The 18,465-nt window shown below is 66.5% G+C and carries 20 protein-coding genes; 8 read left to right on the top strand and 12 right to left on the bottom strand.

Annotated features, from left to right (window positions below):
- The first annotated feature begins 8 nt into the window (after positions 1–8).
- From moaA to EYS42_RS14090, 3 genes are read left to right on the top strand one after another with little or no spacing between them, the layout of a single operon-like run.
- Positions 9–1,148 (top strand): GTP 3',8-cyclase MoaA, encoded by a 1,140-nt coding sequence (gene moaA / locus EYS42_RS14100; RefSeq protein ID WP_130968837.1) that lies wholly within the window; start codon positions 9–11, stop codon positions 1,146–1,148.
- Positions 1,145–1,804, top strand: a complete 660-nt coding sequence (gene mobA, locus EYS42_RS14095; protein WP_130968836.1) for a molybdenum cofactor guanylyltransferase MobA — start codon at positions 1,145–1,147, stop codon at positions 1,802–1,804. Before moaA ends, mobA begins: the two co-directional genes overlap by 4 nt.
- The gene (locus tag EYS42_RS14090; protein ID WP_130968835.1) at positions 1,801–2,352 is read left to right on the top strand and encodes a GNAT family N-acetyltransferase; all 552 of its coding nucleotides are present in this window, start codon (positions 1,801–1,803) and stop codon (positions 2,350–2,352) included. The genes mobA and EYS42_RS14090 overlap by 4 nt, the downstream gene beginning before the upstream one ends.
- 39 nt (positions 2,353–2,391) lie before the next feature.
- On the opposite strand, the gene rnhA is transcribed toward EYS42_RS14090, so the two are convergent.
- Together rnhA and EYS42_RS14080 are read right to left on the bottom strand one after the other, a co-directional pair.
- A complete protein-coding gene (rnhA, locus tag EYS42_RS14085; RefSeq protein WP_130968834.1) occupies positions 2,392–2,838 on the bottom strand; it encodes a ribonuclease HI in 447 nt (148 codons plus the stop codon).
- Entirely contained in the window at positions 2,835–3,671 is an 837-nt protein-coding gene (locus EYS42_RS14080; RefSeq protein WP_130968833.1) for a class I SAM-dependent methyltransferase, read from the bottom strand. Before EYS42_RS14080 ends, rnhA begins: the two co-directional genes overlap by 4 nt.
- Between EYS42_RS14080 and gloB the strand changes: the two genes are divergently transcribed.
- Entirely contained in the window at positions 3,670–4,455 is a 786-nt protein-coding gene (gene gloB, locus EYS42_RS14075) for a hydroxyacylglutathione hydrolase (protein ID WP_130968832.1), read from the top strand. The genes EYS42_RS14080 and gloB overlap by 2 nt on opposite strands.
- The gene (locus EYS42_RS14070) at positions 4,452–6,269 is read left to right on the top strand and encodes a transglycosylase SLT domain-containing protein (RefSeq protein WP_130968831.1); all 1,818 of its coding nucleotides are present in this window, start codon (positions 4,452–4,454) and stop codon (positions 6,267–6,269) included. Before gloB ends, EYS42_RS14070 begins: the two co-directional genes overlap by 4 nt.
- 44 nt (positions 6,270–6,313) lie before the next feature.
- Here EYS42_RS14070 and recR read toward each other — a convergent pair whose 3' ends face one another.
- The 3 genes from recR to dnaX all read right to left on the bottom strand — a co-directional run bounded on the left by recR (position 6,314) and on the right by dnaX (position 9,507).
- Positions 6,314–6,901, bottom strand: a complete 588-nt coding sequence (gene recR, locus EYS42_RS14065; protein ID WP_130968950.1) for a recombination mediator RecR — start codon at positions 6,899–6,901, stop codon at positions 6,314–6,316.
- A gap of 25 nt (positions 6,902–6,926) precedes the next feature.
- A complete protein-coding gene (locus tag EYS42_RS14060; RefSeq protein ID WP_130968830.1) occupies positions 6,927–7,253 on the bottom strand; it encodes a YbaB/EbfC family nucleoid-associated protein in 327 nt (108 codons plus the stop codon).
- A 79-nt stretch (positions 7,254–7,332) separates the two neighbouring features.
- Complete coding sequence (gene dnaX, locus EYS42_RS14055) at positions 7,333–9,507, bottom strand: DNA polymerase III subunit gamma/tau (RefSeq protein WP_130968829.1); 2,175 nt, start codon at positions 9,505–9,507, stop codon at positions 7,333–7,335.
- 295 nt (positions 9,508–9,802) lie between these two features.
- Between dnaX and EYS42_RS14050 the strand changes: the two genes are divergently transcribed.
- Positions 9,803–11,146 carry a DEAD/DEAH box helicase gene (locus EYS42_RS14050; RefSeq protein WP_130968828.1) on the top strand — a complete coding sequence of 448 codons (1,344 nt, stop codon included), beginning with the start codon at positions 9,803–9,805 and terminating at the stop codon, positions 11,144–11,146.
- 62 nt (positions 11,147–11,208) lie between these two features.
- Here the strand turns inward: EYS42_RS14050 and EYS42_RS14045 are convergent, their stop codons facing one another.
- On the bottom strand, positions 11,209–12,069 hold the full coding sequence (locus EYS42_RS14045; protein ID WP_130968827.1) for a 2OG-Fe(II) oxygenase: 861 nt from the start codon (positions 12,067–12,069) through the stop codon (positions 11,209–11,211).
- A 4-nt stretch (positions 12,070–12,073) separates the two neighbouring features.
- Positions 12,074–12,847, bottom strand: a complete 774-nt coding sequence (gene yaaA / locus EYS42_RS14040) for a peroxide stress protein YaaA (RefSeq protein ID WP_130968826.1) — start codon at positions 12,845–12,847, stop codon at positions 12,074–12,076.
- Between the two features lie 176 nt (positions 12,848–13,023).
- Between yaaA and EYS42_RS14035 the strand changes: the two genes are divergently transcribed.
- Positions 13,024–13,548 carry a gamma carbonic anhydrase family protein gene (locus tag EYS42_RS14035; protein WP_130968825.1) on the top strand — a complete coding sequence of 175 codons (525 nt, stop codon included), beginning with the start codon at positions 13,024–13,026 and terminating at the stop codon, positions 13,546–13,548.
- 1 nt (position 13,549) lies between these two features.
- Entirely contained in the window at positions 13,550–14,536 is a 987-nt protein-coding gene (gene hslO, locus EYS42_RS14030) for an Hsp33 family molecular chaperone HslO (protein WP_130968824.1), read from the top strand.
- Here the strand turns inward: hslO and EYS42_RS14025 are convergent.
- The 5 genes from EYS42_RS14025 to eno form a co-directional block, all read right to left on the bottom strand.
- Positions 14,506–15,309 (bottom strand): pseudouridine synthase, encoded by an 804-nt coding sequence (locus tag EYS42_RS14025; RefSeq protein WP_130968823.1) that lies wholly within the window; start codon positions 15,307–15,309, stop codon positions 14,506–14,508. The genes hslO and EYS42_RS14025 overlap by 31 nt on opposite strands.
- Positions 15,302–16,012, bottom strand: a complete 711-nt coding sequence (locus EYS42_RS14020) for an AAA family ATPase (protein WP_130968822.1) — start codon at positions 16,010–16,012, stop codon at positions 15,302–15,304. Before EYS42_RS14020 ends, EYS42_RS14025 begins: the two co-directional genes overlap by 8 nt.
- Positions 16,009–16,668 (bottom strand): nicotinamide riboside transporter PnuC, encoded by a 660-nt coding sequence (gene pnuC, locus EYS42_RS14015; protein ID WP_130968821.1) that lies wholly within the window; start codon positions 16,666–16,668, stop codon positions 16,009–16,011. Before pnuC ends, EYS42_RS14020 begins: the two co-directional genes overlap by 4 nt.
- Before the next feature lie 95 nt (positions 16,669–16,763).
- On the bottom strand, positions 16,764–17,039 hold the full coding sequence (ftsB, locus tag EYS42_RS14010) for a cell division protein FtsB (RefSeq protein WP_130968820.1): 276 nt from the start codon (positions 17,037–17,039) through the stop codon (positions 16,764–16,766).
- A 73-nt stretch (positions 17,040–17,112) separates the two neighbouring features.
- Positions 17,113–18,396 (bottom strand): phosphopyruvate hydratase, encoded by a 1,284-nt coding sequence (eno, locus tag EYS42_RS14005; RefSeq protein WP_130968819.1) that lies wholly within the window; start codon positions 18,394–18,396, stop codon positions 17,113–17,115.
- Positions 18,397–18,465: the final 69 nt, after the last annotated feature.

Below are 18,465 nucleotides of genomic sequence, written 5' to 3'. Positions count from 1 at the left end.
ATGCCGGCATGCGCGAAGACCGCATCATCCCGATCCGTCCCACCTCGGCCCCACTGCCCACTGCGCCTTTGCTTCGTCCGCAAGGATTGGCGCACGGCCAAGTGCACAACCCCGCGCACGCGACACAGGCCCTGCGGGATCGGCTCGGTCGCCCACTGACAGACCTGCGCATCTCGGTCACCGACCGGTGCAATTTCCGTTGTGGCTATTGCATGCCCCGGGCGGTGTACGGCCCTGGTCACCGCTTCCTGCCCCAGCCTGACCTGCTCAGTTTCGAAGAGATCACCCGAACGGCGCGGCTGTTCGTGTCCCTGGGCGTGACCAAGCTGCGGATCACGGGTGGCGAGCCGCTCATGCGCCGCGACCTCCCCGAGCTCATCCGCCAGTTGGCGGCTCTGCGCACGCCCGATGACGAACGCCCGGAACTGGCCATGACCACCAATGGGGCCCTGCTGGCACCGCACGCCCAGGCCCTGCACGACGCCGGCCTGCAACGCGTGACAGTGAGCCTTGACGCGCTCGCCCCCGCCACCTTCAGGGCCATGAGCGACAGCGACATTGCCGTCGAGCGCGTGCTGGAGGGCATCGCCACCGCACAGGCGGTCGGGTTGGCGCCGGTCAAGGTGAACATGGTGGTGCAAAAGGGCCTGAACGACGACCAGATCCTGCCGATGGTCGAGCACTTCCGGGGCACAGGCATCGAGTTGCGCTTCATCGAGTTCATGGATGTGGGACACACCAATGGCTGGAACCTGGACAAGGTGCTGCCCAGCCAGGCGGTGCAAGACCTCATCGCTCGGCACCACCCCCTGCGCGAACTGCCCGCCGAGCGCCCGGAAGACACCGCACGCCGGGTGGCCCTGTCTGACGGCTCGGGCACCGTGGGTTTTGTGTCCAGCGTCACGCAGGCATTCTGCGGAGACTGCAGCCGCCTGCGCCTGTCGACCGACGGCAAGCTCTACACCTGCCTGTTTGCCAGCCAGGGGCACGACCTGCGCAGCCTGCTGCGCGACGCCACACCCGACGCCGACATCCTGGCCCGCCTGGCCGCCCTCTGGGGGGCACGCAGCGACCGCTATTCGGCACTGCGCCATGCGAACACGCCCTCCGTGGCGTCACGCGTCGAAATGAGCTACATCGGCGGATGACTCACGCGCCTGTGTTGCCCGCAGTGGCATCCGACGTGCCGGCCCACGCCAGCGAAGCGGCCCGTGCGGGCGCCCGCGAGGTGGTGTCGGGGTGGTTGCTGTCAGGCGGACAGGGGCGGCGCATGGGTGGTCTCGACAAAGGACTGGTGCCCATGGCCGACGGCCATGCCATGGCCTGGCACACGGCGCAGCGGCTGGCCCCCCAGGTGGCCAACCTGACCTTGAACGTCAACCGGCATGCCGCGGCCTACGCGGCGCTGGGCTGGCCGACACGGCCCGATGCACCCGATCTGCCCGCAGATTTCGGGCCGCTGGTGGGCATGCTCAGTGGCCTGCGCCAGGCCAGCACCCCCTGGGTGCAGTTCGCCCCTTGCGACTACCCGCACCTGCCCGATCACCTGGTGGCCAGCCTGTGGCACGCGGCCATCGCCCACGAAGCCGAGGTGGCCGTCCCCATCACCCGACAAGGCGGCGACACCTGGCACCACTGGACCTGCGCCCTGGTCAGGCTTGACACAACCGATGCATTGTCCGAATCTGTGAATGCGGGTAATCACCGAGTTCGGGTGTGGATCACGGCTCGCCGCTGGATCGGCGTATGCTTCGACGATGCTGAAGCCTTCCAGAACATCAACACCCTTGGAGACCTGCGATGAGCACGGCCAATGACACCGGCACGCTGCGCATCGCTCGCCTGGGACCTGCCGATCTGGTGGCCTTCAAGGCACTGCGAGACGAAGGGCTGCGCCTTCACCCCGAGGCGTTTGACGCCGACCTGGACAACGAAGCCGCCCGCCCGCCGGAAAGTTATGTCGGCCGCCTGGGCCTGAGCGAGGCCAAAGGTGGCACCTTCTTGATGGGCGCGTGGACCGGCCAGCACATGGTCGGCATGATCGGACTGGAGCGCCAGTTCCTGCCCAAACTGCGCCACAGTGCCGAGCTCAACAGCATGCTCGTGCGCCCCCACAACGCGGGACGTGGCATCGGGCTGGCGCTGATGCTGGAGTGCCTCGCTGAGGCGCGCAAAGCCAACGGCCTTGAACTGATCACCCTGCGGGTCAGTGCCGACAATGCATCGGCCATTCGCCTGTACGAAAAGGCCGGTTTCAAGGCCTGCGGCACCGTGCCTCGCGCGGCCAAACTGGTCGACGGCCAAGGGCGCGCCCGCTACATCGATCGCCTGACCATGGCACTGGTGCTCTGAGCCCCGGCACCCGAGCGGGTGCCAGACGCATCCACGTGCTCACTGCTGGGCAGCGCCCCGGTTGGCCAGGCCATCGGCCCGCTCGTTGCCTGGGTCACCTGCATGGCCCTTCACCCAGCGCCAGTCGACACGGTGCCGGCTGGCGGCCTGCTCCAGCGTCTGCCACAGGTCGGCGTTCTTCACGGGCTTGTTGTCGGCCGTTTTCCAGCCACGGCGCTTCCAGCCGCCGATCCATTCGGTGATGCCCTTGCGCACGTATTCGCTGTCGGTGTAGAGCACCACCTCACAAGGCCGCTTGAGCACGTTGAGCGCCTCGATCACGGCCGTCAGTTCCATGCGGTTGTTGGTGGTCGAACGCTCGCCACCCCACATTTCCTTCTCGTGACTGCCGCTGACCATCCACACCCCCCAGCCCCCGGGGCCCGGGTTGCCCTTGCAGGCGCCGTCTGTGTAAACCACCACCTTCGGCGCGTTCGCTTCGCTCATCGTTGATTTCCTGTTGCGTCGTCCGGCCAGTGCAGCCGGGGGGCCGAAGTATGCCGGTTCGCGACCACCGCGGGCGCCGCAGCAGGCGCACGGACGGCTTTTTTCACCCGGCCGACCAGGCGCATGCCCCTGGCCCGCTTGACCGCCACCACCAGGTAGACGGCCCCCAGCACCGGCCACCAGCGCTCACCGGCAGGCTCCATCCAGTCCAGCCGCTCCCACATGCGTTCATTGCGCAGCATGGGGCGGTACATGCCAAAGGTGCCGTTGTCGACCTCCAGGTCCAGCAGGCGCAGCCAGTCGCGCAAGCGCCAATAGGCCATGAACTCGCCTTGCGGCAACACGGAAGCCCGGCTCACACCCCACTGGCCGGCACGCTGCCACAGCCCCCACAGGCTGGCCGGGTTGAAACCGGCAATCACCACACGGCCTTCAGGCATCAGCACCCGGGCCACTTCGCGCAGGGTGTGGTGCGGGTCGCGGGCCAGCTCCAGCGCATGGGGCATTACCACGAGGTCCAAGCTCTGGTTGGGAAAGGGCAGCTGCTCGAAATCGCACCACAGCGTGGGCGCCGAAAAAGCATGGCCTTCGGGCGAAACCGGCCCGGCCGATGGCTGCCAGCCCTGGTAAGCCGTGTCCACCGCCAGCCAGCGATGCTGCATGCGGTTCGCGCGCAGCGCGTGCAACTCGGGCATGCCCAATTGCAGGGCGTGAAAGCCGAAGATGTCGGCCACACGCTCATCGATCTGGGCCTGCTCCCAGGCCAGCAATGCGCGGCCGGCCGGCAAAGCCAGCCAGGGGTGCAACTCTATAATCGGATCGACCTGCGTCATGAAACTCGTTGCCCTACCCGCCTTCACCGACAACTACATCTGGATGATCCACGATGGGCAGCAAGCCCTGGTGGTCGATCCGGGTGACGCCACCCCGGTGATCGCATACCTGCAGTCACATGGTCTGGCGCTGACGGCCATTCTAGTGACCCATCAGCACATGGACCACGTGGGCGGGCTGCCCGCGTTGCAGGCGCACCTGAATGGGCCGGTGCACGGGCCTGCCGAATGCGGTGCGGCCATCATCACCCACCCGGTGTCCGAGGGTGACACGCTGCACTGGCGAGGTCTGAACCTGCGGGTGTGGCACACCCCGGGTCACACCACCAACCACCTGAGCTACCTCACAGAGGCGCCGCTGGACGCCCTGGGCCCGCGCCGGCTGCTGTGGTGCGGTGACACCCTGTTTTCTGGCGGGTGTGGTCGCGTGTTCGACGGCACCATGGCCGAGCTGCACAGGTCGCTTCAGCGGCTGGCAGGGCTGCCTGGCGACACCCTGCTGTGCTGCACCCACGAATACACCCTGGCCAACCTGGCCTTCGCCGCGGCGGTCGAGCCAGAGAACGCTGCCTTGGAGGCCGCTCGCCAGAGGGCGATGGCCTTGCGTGCAGCCGGCCACCCGACCTTGCCTGCCGTACTGAGCGAGGAACTGCACTTCAACCCCTTCCTGCGCACCGACCAGCCCATGGTGGTGCAGCAGGCCAGGCACCGCGGTGCCCCGGACGACGCGCCGTTGTCGGTATTCACCGCGCTGCGCCTCTGGAAAAACGAATTCAAAGCATGAACTTCACACCCGAGCACCCGCGCCATGTCCCTGATGCTCCTGCCGGCCAGCGGCTGCCTCGCCTCGCCTTGCTGTGTGCGCTGACCCTGGGCGGCCTGACGGGATGCGGCACGCTGCAGCAGGCGTCATCTCGCCTGGGCCTGGAGCCTTTTGCGCAGACCACCTCGCCGCGGCCCACCGATGCGCAACCCGCCCGGCCGGCCACCGCACCGATCTCGACAGCTGCATTGATTGAACAGCAACCCACGGGCGCTGGACAGCCGGTGGTGCGCGTCACACGCCCTGCGCTTGACACCCTCGACGCCGCCCCGGTGGCCCAAGGGGTGAGCCCGCTGCCACCGCTCGAGCTGGAAACCATCGAAGAGCAGAATCGCAACGCGGCCGGCATGCCAACCGACCCTCTGCGCCCGGACACCACGCTCAACCTGTACGACAAGAACGCCACCAAAGACCTGTGGGGGCGCGTGCGCAAGGGCTTTGCCCTGCCCGAACTGGACTCCGAACTGGTGGCTGAACACCAGCGCTGGTACGCCGCACGGCCCGATTACGTTCAGCGCATGGCCGAGCGTGCCAACCGCTACCTCTACCATGTGGTCGAAGAAGTCGAGCGTCGTCAACTGCCCAGCGAACTGGCACTGCTGCCCTTCATCGAAAGCGCCTTCAACCCGCAGGCCTTGTCATCGGCTCGCGCCTCTGGCATCTGGCAGTTCATGCCGGCCACCGGCAAGGACTACGCGCTCACTCAGAACCTGTTCCGCGACGACCGTCGGGACGTGCTGGCCTCGACCAAAGCCGCGCTGGACCACCTGCAACGTCTGCACCGCATGTTCGGCGACTGGCACCTGGTGCTCGCGGCTTACAACTGGGGCGAAGGCAATGTGCAGCGCGCCATGGCCCGCAACAGCAAGGCCGGTCTGCCGACCGACTACCTCAGCCTGAACATGCCGGCTGAAACGCGCCACTACGTGCCCAAACTGCACGCCGTGCGCAACATCGTGGCCCGCCCAGACGCCTTCGGTCTCACGCTCCCCACCATCGAAAACCACCCCTATTTCGTCAGCATGCCGCTCAAGCGCGACATGGACCTGACCGTGGCCGCACGCCTGGCCGAGATGTCCGTGGCTGATTTCCAGGCGCTCAACCCGTCGATGAACAAGCCCGTGATCCTGGCGGCCGGCACGCCCCAGATCCTGCTGCCCTACACCAACGCAGAAAAGTTCGTTCAGAACCTGGCCCGCAACAAGGCCGCTCTGGCCAGCTGGACCGCCTGGGTGGTGCCACGCACCATGCGCCCGAACGAAGCCGCACGCCTGACCGGCATGGCCGAAGCCTCCTTGCGTGACGTGAACAAGATCCCGCCCAAGATGTTGGTGAAGGCCGGTTCGACCCTGCTGGTGCCTCGCTCCCAGCACCGCAGCGAAGACGTGTCTGAGCACGTGGCCGACAACGCCATGATGGCCCTGGCGCCCGACCTGCCCCCCATGAAACGCCTGGCGCTCAAGGCGGGCAAACGTGACACCGTGGCATCGATCGCGCGTCGCTACAAGGTGCCCGTGGCCCAGGTGGCGCAGTGGAACAAGGTGAGCGCATCGGCGCGCTTCACGCGCGGCCAGAGCATCGTGGTGTTCGTGCCGGCGGGCAAGGGTGGCAAGGTGCTGGCCAAGTCCGACCGCATCAAATCGCCCAAACAGGCCAGACAGGCCAAAGGCAAAGCCGAACGCAAGGAGGCCAAGGCCGGCGCAGTGCGTGGCAAGGCCTCGGCCGCAGCCACTCGTTCCAAGGGCAACACCAAAGTGCGCGTGGCAGCTCGCTGAGCCAGCGAAAGTTCTTCAAGGCAGCGAGGCGGCGGCCCGCTGCGTCAGCGGCGGTCCATCAGGGCGTGGGCAATGGTACCCAGGTCCACGTACTCCAGCTCGCTGCCCACCGGCACACCACGGGCCAGGCGCGTGACCTTCAGGCCACGCTGGCGCAGTTGCTCGGTCAGGATGTGGGCCGTGACCTCGCCATCGGCCGTGAAATTGGTGGCCAGCACCACTTCCTCGACCACACCGTCAGAGGCCCGCGTCAGCAAGGGCCCGACCCCGATGTCTCGCACGCCGATGCCATCGAGCGGGCTGACCGCCCCCGCCAGCACAAAGTAGAGCCCCCGGAAGCTGCCTGAACGCTCCAGCGCGCCCTGATCGGCCGGCGTTTCAACCACGCACAGCAGGCGTGGATCACGGGCAGGATCCAGGCAGGTGGCACACACCCGGTCGCGACTGAAGGTGTGGCAGCGCTCGCAGTGACCGATCTCGTCGACCGCCTGAAGCAGCGATTGCGACAGGCGCACCGCAGCCCCGCGGTCGTGCTGCAGCAGGTGGTAGGCCATGCGCTGGGCAGATTTCGGCCCCACGCCGGGCAGCCCACGCAGTGCGTCGATCAGCGCCTGAACGACCGGATCGATCACTGTCACGGCCTGCAGCTCCAGCGCGTCAGAACGGGAACTTCATGCCAGCGGGCATGGGCATGCCCGCGGTCAGCTTGGACATCTTCTCGTTCGACACCATCTCGGCGCGACGGGCCGCGTCATTGAAGGCCGCAGCCACCAGGTCCTCCAGCATGTCCTTGTCATCGGCCAGCAGCGAGGGGTCGATGGTCACGCGGCGCACCTCGTGCTTGCAGGTCATGACGACCTTGACCAGGCCCGAGCCCGACTGGCCTTCGACCTCGACATTGCCCAGTTCGTCCTGAGCGCGCTTGAGGTTGTCCTGCATGGCCTGAGCCTGCTTCATGAGGCCGGCGAGTTGTCCTTTGAGCATTGGGAATCCTTTCCTACGAAGCTGTGATTGTCCTGCCAAAACCGAGCCACCGCCGGACTGCACCGGCGCAGCAAGGTGTTCAGATCGGGGTGATGGAGCCTGGCACGATGCGCGCGCCAGTGAAATGACGAAGCAAGCCGTCCACCATCGGGTCCTGACGGATCAGGACCTCGGCGGCGGCTTGGCGAGAAGCGCGATCGGCCTGGTCACGCAAAGCGGGTGTGTCCTGGCCCACGCCCGCTTCCAGCCACACAGACACCTCGCCGCCGAGCAACCGGGTCAGCGCTGCCACCAGGCGGTCACGCTGGTTATCGCTCCGCAGGTTTTCTCGCTCCACCCGCAGGCGCCATTGGGAGGCGCCGTCGCGATCCTGCACGTCGATGCATTCAGCCTGCATGCACAACTCGCGCACGAGGGCCGTGACCAGACCGCGCTCGATCAGCTCCTTGACCACCGCCTCCCAGCGGTCTCCCAGCGGCGTGCGATTCACCACGGGCACGGGCGTGCTTGCAGGTGCATCAGGCTCGCGGTCGCGCAAGGGCATGTCGTCCCATGGGTCCAAGGGCTGCCCACCGGGCTCGTCGAAATCGCCGAGGGCCGCCTCCTGCTCAGCCATGGACGGTGGCTCGTCGTCGTCCCAGGCGGGTGGTTCGGGACCCAGATCGGGCTCGGGCTCTGCACTTTGCGCCGGTTCGGCAGCGGGCTCGTCGTCCCAGGGGGCCGGGGCCGTCGCCGCGCTGGCATGCGGTGCCGACGGATGTCCCGCCTGATGCGCCAATGACGGCGGCGCTGCAGGGGCTGACGTTGCCGGCGAGGCTGCCGCCGGGGCAGACGCAAGCGCACGAACCGTCGCTGCGCCTTCTGCAGATGCCCTCGGCTGCGCGTCTGAACGCATGTCTGAACGCGTGTCTGATCGAACCTCCGGGCGCTGCACGGGTTCGGGCCGATTCTCGGAGCTCGCGGCGGGCGCAGGCTGGGCCACGGCCGGCGCCGGTGCCACAACGGATTGAGGCAACGGCGAAGCCACCGATGGCACCACCGGCTTGGGGCTTGACGCAGGATGGGCCTCAGCCCCGCCGACTCGCCCGGCCGTCACTGGGGCGACCGGGCGCTCAGCTTTTGGGAGGCTGCCTCCCGGCGCAGATCCAGCCCCAGCCACCTGGCCGGGCTTGAAGGCCAGCCAGCGCAAAAGGATCATCAGCAACCCGGCGTACTCGTCGGGGGCCAGGGCCAGCTCGGCCCGCCCCTGCAGCGCCAGGCTGTAGAACAGCTGGGTCTCATCGGCCGCCATCTGCCCGGCCAGCTCGCGCCAGGGCGCTGCGTCCTCGTGGTCTGCCAGCTGGGGCACGGTCTGCACCATGGCCATTTGCTGCAAGGCTGCGGCCAGTTCGTCCAGCGTGCCCGTGGCCGACAAGCCCATCACACGGAGGTGGTCCACTGCGGCCACGAGTTCCACCCCATCCTGGGCAGCCACCGCCTGGAGGATGCGGTGGATGTGCTGACGGTCAACCGAGCCCAGCATCTGTCGCACGACAGCCTCTTCCAGACGCCCGCCACCAAATGCAATCGCCTGATCGGTCAGCGACAAACCGTCACGCATCGACCCGCGCGCAGCACGAGCCAGCAATTTCAGCGCCGGGGCGTCAAAGGCCACCCTTTCCTGTCCCAGAACCTGCGAGAGGTGTTCCTGCACGGTCTGGATGGCCATGGGGCGCAGATTGAACTGCAGGCAGCGCGACAGCACCGTGACCGGCACCTTCTGCGGATCGGTCGTGGCCAGCACGAACTTCAGGTAATCGGGTGGCTCTTCCAGCGTCTTGAGCATGGCGTTGAACGCCGTGTTCGAGAGCATGTGCACTTCGTCGATCATGTAGACCTTGAAGCGCCCCACCACCGGCTTGTAGACCGCCTGGTCCAGCAACTGCGAGATCTCTTCGACGCCGCGATTGGACGCCGCATCGAGCTCGACGTAGTCGACAAAGCGCCCCGCGTCAATGTCCCGGCAGGGCTGGCACACCCCACATGGGCGGGCCGTGATGCCCCCCTGACCGTCCTCACCCACGCAATTGAGGGATTTGGCCAGGATCCGGGAAACCGTGGTCTTGCCCACCCCCCGCGTGCCCGTGAACATGTAGGCATGGTGCAGACGCTGCTGCGTCAGTGCGTTGGCCAAAGCCTGCACCACGTGGCCTTGGCCGACCATGGTGTCGAAGCTGCGGGGGCGGTACTTTCGCGCGAGAACCGTGGAAGTCATCCGGCGATTGTAGGTGGCCCGCCAGACCGATTCACCAACGGCCAAACGATAGCCACCGCTACCCAGATTGCAACAGCCCGTTACATATTCACATCGAGAAGTGTGCGCACTCTGACCGAAAGACCATGAAATAAGTCACGAACCCTCTAGAATTCAGACACCTGTTTCGAACGGTCGTTTGACGGTGGAAGTCAAGTCCCCACCCACAAGACCCCACGGAACAACCGGTTGACCTGCCCTTCCTGACCCGGACGGCGGGTGCAGTCGCCGAATCACCTGCAAAAGGGTCGCACACATGTCGTTTGAGTCACTGGGCCTTGCTGCTCCCCTGCTTCGTGCCATCGCCGAGGCGGGGTATGAGAACCCCACCCCCATCCAGGCCCAGGCCATCCCGGCCGTGTTGTCCGGCGGCGACCTGCTCGCTGGCGCCCAGACGGGCACCGGCAAGACCGCCGGGTTCACGCTGCCGCTGCTGCATCTGCTGTCCGCTCGCCCAGCCGCACACAGCGGGCCCCGCCCGATCCGCGCCCTGATTCTGACGCCCACGCGCGAGCTGGCAGCGCAGGTCGAAGAAAGCGTTCGCCTGTATGGCAAGCACCTGCCGATGCGCTCGATGGTCATTTTCGGTGGCGTGGGCATGAACCCGCAAATCGACGCCCTGCGTCGCGGGGTCGACATCCTGGTGGCGACCCCGGGCCGACTGCTGGATCACCATCAGCAGGGCACGATCGACCTGTCCAAGGTCGAGTTCTTCGTGCTCGACGAAGCCGACCGCATGCTGGACATGGGCTTCATCCATGACATCCGCCGCGTGCTGGCGATCCTGCCTCCGCGCAAGCAGAGCCTTCTGTTTTCGGCCACCTTCTCCGACGAGATCAAGGCCCTGGCCGAGCGCCTGCTGAACCAGCCGCGTGTCATCGAGGTGGCCCGTCGCAACGCCACTGCCGACACGATCGACCAGGTCATTCACCCGGTCGATCGGGAGCGCAAGCGCGAGCTGCTGGCCCACCTGATCCAGAAGAACAACTGGCACCAGGTGCTGGTGTTCACACGCATGAAGCATGGCGCCAACCGACTGGTCGAGTTCCTCGAGAAGCAGGGCATCACGGCCATGGCCATCCATGGCAACAAGAGCCAGAGCGCCCGCACCCGGGCGCTGGCCGAGTTCAAGTCGGGTGAGCTTCAGGTGCTGGTGGCCACCGACATTGCTGCGCGTGGCATCGACATCGACCAACTGCCCCACGTGGTGAACTTCGAGTTGCCCAACGTGCCGGAAGACTATGTGCACCGCATTGGTCGCACCGGCCGGGCGGGCGCGGAAGGTCGTGCGATTTCGCTGGTGTGCATCGATGAAGAAGGCTTCCTGTCCGACATCGAACGCCTGATCAAGCGCGCGGTACCGCGTGAAGTGATCGCTGGCTTCGAGCCCGACCCGAACGCCCGCCCCGAACCCATCCAGCTGGGCCGTCGGGTGCTGCATGGCGGCCTGGGCCGCAACGAACGCACCGGGCAGCCCGGCGGCCGCTCGGGCCAAGGCCAGGGCCGCGCAGGTGGCCCGAACCACGCACGAAGTGGTGGTGCGCCGCGTCAAGGCGGTGCTTCGCGCGGGGGCAGCACGGGCGGTTCGCGCAGCCGCTGAGCGATCGCTCGTTCGGTCCACGTCCCATTGAAAGGGCCCTGCGGGGCCCTTTTGTCATGGCATCAGCGAAACTCGGCTTGGCGCAGCCACTTGGTGGCCACCCACTTCTCACCGGCCAGCACCGGGGCGCCTCCGTGCAAGGTGAGCGAAGCGGGCGAGGCATCGGGATAGGCAAAGAACACCGCGCGGCCCCGGACAGCCTGCACCTGCAGCCCCACTTCGGGGAAGGTGGTGGCCCCGCCGGCCTCCGGTGTGTTGAGGTACATCACCACGGTGCCCACTCGCTGCCCGCCTCGCTGCAGAACCGCCTTGGAGCCAGGCAGCTGAGGATCGAAAAAATCATGGTGCGCCTGGTATTGGGCGCCGGGCGCATAACGCAGCACCTGCAAGCCCTCGCCTCGCTCGACCGGCCACCCGAGCAGGCTCGCCAGGCGCGCTTCCAGCGCTTCGATCAACGGGGTTTCACCGCGCCCATAGAACATGCCGGAACTGGTGCGCGCCACATGCACTTCGCCCGCACCATCGCGGTCTCTCACCGTTTCAGAACGCGACAGCCGCCCCTTGGCGCCCTCGATCAGGGCCTCGCATTCGTCATCCGTCAGCAGGCCCTCGATCAACACCACACGCGGGGTGTCCAAGGCCATGAGCACCGTCGCGCTGCGATCTCCCAGGTCGATCACATGCGAGCCCAGGTGCACATCGGGGCCCGCCGCGGGCTGATGCGGCCCTTCACCCGGAGCGGCGGGCCCACTGGCTGCACGGCCTGGTGTCGCCGTCACGCGGGCCAGGGCTTGTTGTGCTGCGGCGGGCGTCCAGCCACTGGCCTGCATGGCCTCCAGCACGGCCGGCTCGCCATGTCCGGCGTCCAACTGCGCCTGCAGCCATTGCAGCAAGGCCGCACTGGGCGTCTGGGTCCTGGACATGGACTCAGTCGATGCGCCTGCGGAACACCAACCGGTCGGTGTCGGAGGCGGCCGCATCAAAACCATAGCCTTCTGCAGCAAACGACTGCAGCCCCTTCACCGTCGTGACGCGCCCCTCGATGATGTGGCGCGCCATCAGGCCCCGCGCACGCTTGGCATGGAAGCTGATGATCTTGTAGCCTGCGCCCTTCCAGTCTTCGAACACGCACTCGACCACCCGGGCCTTGAGCGCCTTGCGCTTGACCGCCTTGAAATACTCTTGCGAGGCCAGGTTCACGATCAGGTCGTCGCCCTGCGCCGCCAACTCCTCGTTGAGCGAGTGCGCCAGCGTGTCGCCCCACCAGGCGTACAGGTCCTTGCCACGCGGGGTGGCCAGCCGGGTGCCCATTTCCAGGCGGTAAGGCTGCATCCAGTCCAGGGGGCGCAGCAGCCCGTACAGGCCACTGAGGATGCGCAGGTGCTCCTGGGCCCAGTCCAGTTGAGCAGGGCTCAGCGTGGCGGCCTGCAGGCCCTCGTACACGTCGCCATTGAAGGCCAGCACCGCCTGCTTGCTGTTGTCCGCCGAAAACGCGGGGCGCCATGCGGCAAAACGGGCCACGTTCAGTTGCGACAGCGCGTCGCTCAGGTCCATCAACGAGGCGACCTGCGCAGGCGTGTAAGGCCGGATCACGTCGATCAGGGCGGCCGATTCGTCAATGAAACGCGGCAGGGTGTGACGGTCAGTCACGGGCGGGGTGTCGTAATCCAGGCTCTTGGCCGGAGACAGCAGCATCAACATGGTCGGCAGGAAAAATCAGCGCGGAGGGAACACGGTCGCAAGCCCCAAGCATACGCAGGAATTCCTGCACGACGGCGGGCATGCGCCCCTTCATGCCGGCATGGTCTCACACCCTCGGCAGGCACGACGGGGCACGGGCTTTTACAATCACTCCCCCACCCCACCTCCTGAACACCATGGCCCTGTACCGCATCAAGGACAAAACCCCCGAGGTTCACCCCAGCGCCTACGTGGCCGACTCGGCCGACGTGATCGGCCAGGTCATCCTGGAAGAAGGCGCCAGCGTGTGGTCGCACGTGGCAGCACGGGGTGACAACGAACCCATCCGCATCGGCAAACGCTCGAACGTGCAGGAAGGCGCCGTGCTGCACACCGACATCGGCTTTCCGCTGACCATCGGTGAAGACGTGACCGTGGGCCACCAGGTCATGCTGCACGGCTGCACCATCGGTGACGGCTCGCTGGTGGGCATCCAGGCGGTGGTGCTCAATGGCGCCGCGATCGGCAAGGGCTGCCTGGTGGCCGCCGGTGCCCTGGTCACCGAAGGCAAGGTGTTCGAAGACGGCATGCTGATCATGGGCTCGCCGGCCAAGGCCGTGCGCCCGCTGACCGACACCGACCGCGCCCGCATGCAGCTGGGCACCGCCCTGTACGTGCAGAAGGCCGCCGAATACAAGACGGACATGGTCCGTGTGGACTGACATGAGCAACGAACTTCACAAATTCATTTTCGAGGGCCTGCCCGTGCGCGGCATGCTGGTGCGCCTGACCTCCAGCTGGCATGAGGTGCTGCGCCGCCGCGAGGCCAGCGAGCCCTTCCCCGAGCCCGTACGCCAGCTGCTGGGCGAGATGTCGGCTGCCGCCGTGCTGATGCAGGGCAACATCAAGTTCAATGGCGCGGTGGTGCTGCAGGTGTTCGGTGATGGCCCGGTCAAGATGGCCGTGGTCGAGGCCCAGCCCGACCTGGCCTTCCGCACCACGGCCAAGGTGGTGGGCGATGTGGCCTCCAGCGACAACGGTCACCTGCCACTGGCCGAAATGGTGAATGTGCATGGCAAGGGCCGCTGCGCCATCACGCTGGACCCGAAAGACCGCCAGCCCGGTCAGCAGCCGTACCAAGGGGTGGTGCCGCTGCATGGTGATGCGGGCGAACCGCTGCAAAACCTCAGCGAGGTGCTCGAGCACTACATGCTGCAGTCCGAGCAGCTCGACACCCGCCTGATCCTGGCCGCCGACGACCAGATCGCGGCCGGCCTGCTGATCCAGCGCATGCCCGTGCAGGGCGAAGGCAACCTGGCCGGCGGTCAGGCCAACGAAGACGAGATCGGCCTGAACGAGCACTACAACCGCATCGCCCACCTGGCGGCCACGCTCAAGCGCGAAGAGCTGCTGAACCTCGACGCCGACACGATCCTGCGCCGCCTGTTCTGGGAAGAAGATGTGCGCCGTTTCGAGCCCCTGGAAGGCGACCAGGGCCCGCGCTTTGCCTGCACCTGCTCACGCGAACGTGTGGCCGACATGCTGCGCAACCTGGGCGAAGAAGAGGTCGAGAGCATCATCGCCGAGCAAGGCCAGATCGACGTGGGTTGCGACTTCTGCGGTCAGCACTATCAGTTCGATGCGGTGGATGCCACCGAGCTGTTCACCGACGAGGTCGGTCAGGCGCCAGGCTCGTCCACCCTGCAATGACCCGGTGGGGTGGCATGGCCAGGGGCTTCGGCCCACTGCCATGGCTCTGCCTTCAGCACAGCCGACCAGTCGGCCAATACCTCAGGCCAGCGTTGGCGGTCTGAGGCCTCCAGGGGGTCGACGCGCCACACCATGAGCTCCTGGGTGAAAGGGTGCGGCATCGACAGTTCGCTGGCGTGCAGCCACAGGCGCTGCACACCCCAGCGCTCAGCCCACCAGCGGTTGAGGGCGCCCTTGCCGTGCGTGGCGTCGCCAATGATGGGGTGAGCCAGGTGCTTGAGGTGCCGACGGATCTGGTGTCGACGGCCCGTCGTCGGCCAGGCCTGCACCAGGCTGGCCCGTGTGCTGGGGTAACGGTCCACCGGCAGCGGCAGGCTGAGGGTCGCGCACCGCGCAAAGCGGGTGTGGGCCGCTTGCGGCGGCGTCTCAGGCGAAGCGTCGTCGGGCCTGAGCGGGTGGTCCACGTCGGCCTGATCTGGCGCCCACCCCCGCACCAGCGCCAGGTAGCGCTTGTGCACGGCATGCGCCTCGAACGCTGTGGCCATGCGTGAAGCCGCCTCCGAGTTCAAGGCCATGGCCATCACGCCTGACGTGCCCTTGTCCAGCCTGTGAACGGGATAGACCTTGCGACCGAGCTGGTCACGGAGGGTCTGCACCACAAAGCGGGTTTCGCCAGCGTCCAGACCGGTTCTGTGAACGAGCCAACCGGCCGGCTTGACCAGCACCACACAGTCATCGTCCTGCCACACGATGGGCAAGGTGTGGTCAGTCACGCGGGGCTCCGGCCTGCATGCCGACGGGCACGCTGTGCTGCTCGCATTCACCGTCGTCGCAGTCTTCGCACACCCAGCGCCAGCGGGGCTGGTCGGCCGCACGCAGGGCGCGCTCGGGTGCGTCCAGCCAATGACGCACCGCCTCCAGTGCCCCTCGCCAGCGGGCCTCCCCCTGACCCGCCACCACGGTGAAAGGCAGGCCGTGGCGGATCAGCGCGCCCCGGATCCAGGTGTCCACGGGCACCTGCACATGGGCCCCGTCCCGCTGATGACCGTCGGCCACCCAGGGCAGGTCGAGGGCGGTCAGCAGGCTCAGCCCGGCACGGCGATGGGCCTGCATGGCCTCGGCCCACAGGGTTTCATCGCCAAAGATGCAGGTGCTGTACACCGCGGTCATCAGCGCGGTAGTGTCGGCCACGACCAGGGCATGTCGCGCACGGGCCTCCTCGATGCGCTCGGTCTGCATGCGGGCGATCTGCACCTGCTCATGCACAAAAGGCGTGCGCCCCTGTGCATCGCAGAACGCACGCAGGTACTCAGGCACCATCACAGCGTCCAGACCGTCGTCGCACAAGGCTTTCACCAGGCTCTCGGCCAGGGTGGTCTTGCCCGTGCTCTCAGCGCCGACCACCGCCACACAACGGCCCAGGTGCGCCTCTGGGGTGCGACTGGCTTCTGCCGTGGGCAACCTGAACCGGCTCATGGCTGCGCCTTCACTGTGGGCAACAGGGCATGCCAGGCGCGCCAACCCCACCACGACAAGGCGGTGAACAAGGCGTACAGCACGGCGGTCAGCCACAGCCCCTTCCAGGCGAACAGGCCCACCGACACGGCATTGACCAGCCCCCACACCCACCAGTTTTCGATGCGCTTGCGTCCCAGCAGCAGCTGGCCCACCACACTGCCAGCCGTGGGGAAGGCGTCCCACCAGGGCACATCGGTGTCGGTCCAGCGGTCGAGCAAGCCAGCAAGCAGGGGCCACAGCAGCAACCATGCCAGGGCCACACGCGCGCGCCCTGGCCACGTCAACACGCCGACCTGCAGGGCCTGGCCGTCGCTACCCTGCCCTCTCAGCCACTGCCACCAGCCCCAGCCCGCCAACACGATGAACACGATCTGCAAGCCGGCTTCACCATACAGGCGAACATTGAGGAACAACACGCCGTAAGCGGCCGACGAAGCCATGGCCAAGGGCCATCCCAGTGGGTTGACCTTGAGGTTGCACGCCACCATCCAGAGCGACATGGCAAATGCGATCACTTCGAGCGGCGTGACGGGTGACCCCCACAACGAGAACCAGGTCTGCATCGCGGGCTGCGCCCACGCCAGCAGGGTGCCAAGAGCGTCTTGCGTGAGCATGTGTGTGGTTCCAAAAGTGAGAACGGCAGGCCCGAGCGATGGTCTGGCCGCATCTGGCGCTCAAGCGCCCATGCCGCACAGGAGCTGGGTGGCGCTCAGCGGGTGGCCGAGATCTGCACGAAGATTTCGTCGGGCTTGGTCATGCCCAGCTCGGTGCGGGCGATTTCTTCGGCCGTTTCAAGGCCTTCGCGCAGGTCGCGCACTTCGGCTGCCATTTGCTCGTTACGGGAACGGGCCAGCGCGTTTTTCTCTTGCTGGGCCACCAGTTCGGTGCGCAGCTCCAGCACGCGCGGCCAACCGCCCTTGCCGAACCACAGTTCGGCATGGAGCACGCCCAGCAGGGCGACCAGGGCCAGGAAAGCAAAACGCATCCTCAAAGCTTAACAGAAAGGCAATGGGCAATAAAAAGGGGCCCGAGGGCCCCTTTCACACGTGCCGCGCCGATCAGCGCAGGTTGTAGAACGCGCTGCGGCCGGGGTACACGGCCACGTTGCCCAGATCTTCTTCGATGCGCAGGAGCTGGTTGTACTTGCTCATGCGGTCGGAACGGCTCATCGAACCGGTCTTGATCTGGCCAGCGTTCAGGCCCACGGCGATGTCCGAGATCGTGTTGTCTTCGGTTTCGCCCGAGCGGTGCGAGATCACGGCGGTGTAGCCGGCGCGCTTGGCCATTTCGATGGCAGCGAAGGTTTCGGTCAGGGTGCCGATCTGGTTGATCTTGATCAGGATCGAGTTGGCGATGCCCTTGTCGATGCCTTCTTTCAGGATCTTGGTGTTGGTCACGAACAGGTCGTCACCCACCAGCTGCACCTTTTTGCCCAGGCGCTCGGTCAGGTGGGCCCAACCGGCCCAGTCGCCTTCGTGCATGCCGTCTTCGATGGAGATGATGGGGTACTTGTCGACCCAGGTGGCCAGCATGTCGGTCCACTGCTCGGCGGTCAGCACCAGGCCTTCGCCTTCCAGGTGGTACTTGCCGTCCTTGTAGAACTCGGAGGCGGCGCAATCCAGGCCCAGGGCGATCTGTTCGCCAGGCACGTAGCCAGCGGCTTCGATGGCCTGCAGGATCAGCTGGATGGCGGCTTCGTGGCTTTCCACGGAAGGTGCGAAACCACCTTCGTCGCCCACGGCGGTGCTCATGCCCTTGTCGTGGATGATCTTCTTGAGGGCGTGGAACACTTCGGCGCCGTAGCGCAGGGCTTCACGCAGCGAAGGCGCGCCCACCGGCAGGATCATGAATTCCTGCAGGTCGAGGTTGTTGTTGGCGTGGGCGCCACCGTTGATGACGTTCATCATGGGCACGGGCAGCTGCACGGCACCCATGCCACCGAAGTAGCGGTACAGGGGCAGGCCGGCTTCTTCGGCAGCGGCACGGGCCACGGCCATCGACACGGCCAGCATGGCGTTGGCGCCCAGGCGGGCCTTGTTCTCGGTGCCGTCCAGGTCGATCAGGGTCTTGTCCAAGAAGGCCTGCTCGGAAGCGTCCAGGCCCAGCACGGCTTCGGCGATCTCGGTGTTGATGTGCTCGACGGCCTTCAGCACGCCCTTGCCCAGGTAACGGCTCTTGTCGCCGTCACGCAGTTCGATGGCTTCGCGCGAACCGGTCGAAGCACCCGAAGGCACGGCCGCACGGCCCATGACGCCGCTTTCCAGCAGCACGTCGCATTCGACGGTGGGGTTTCCGCGGCTGTCGATCACTTCGCGGCCGATGATGTCAACGATGGCGCTCATCCGTTGTTCCTCAGAAGAATTGAAAGATTGAAAAGCAAAAAAGCGGCTGCCTGAAAGGCAAACCGCCGA

The sequence above is a fragment of the Aquabacterium lacunae genome, assembly GCF_004310865.1.
Lineage (GTDB): Bacteria > Pseudomonadota > Gammaproteobacteria > Burkholderiales > Burkholderiaceae_C > Aquabacterium > Aquabacterium lacunae.
The sequence above is the reverse complement of the archived record's forward strand: the minus strand, read 5'-3'. Positions and strand labels throughout refer to the sequence as shown.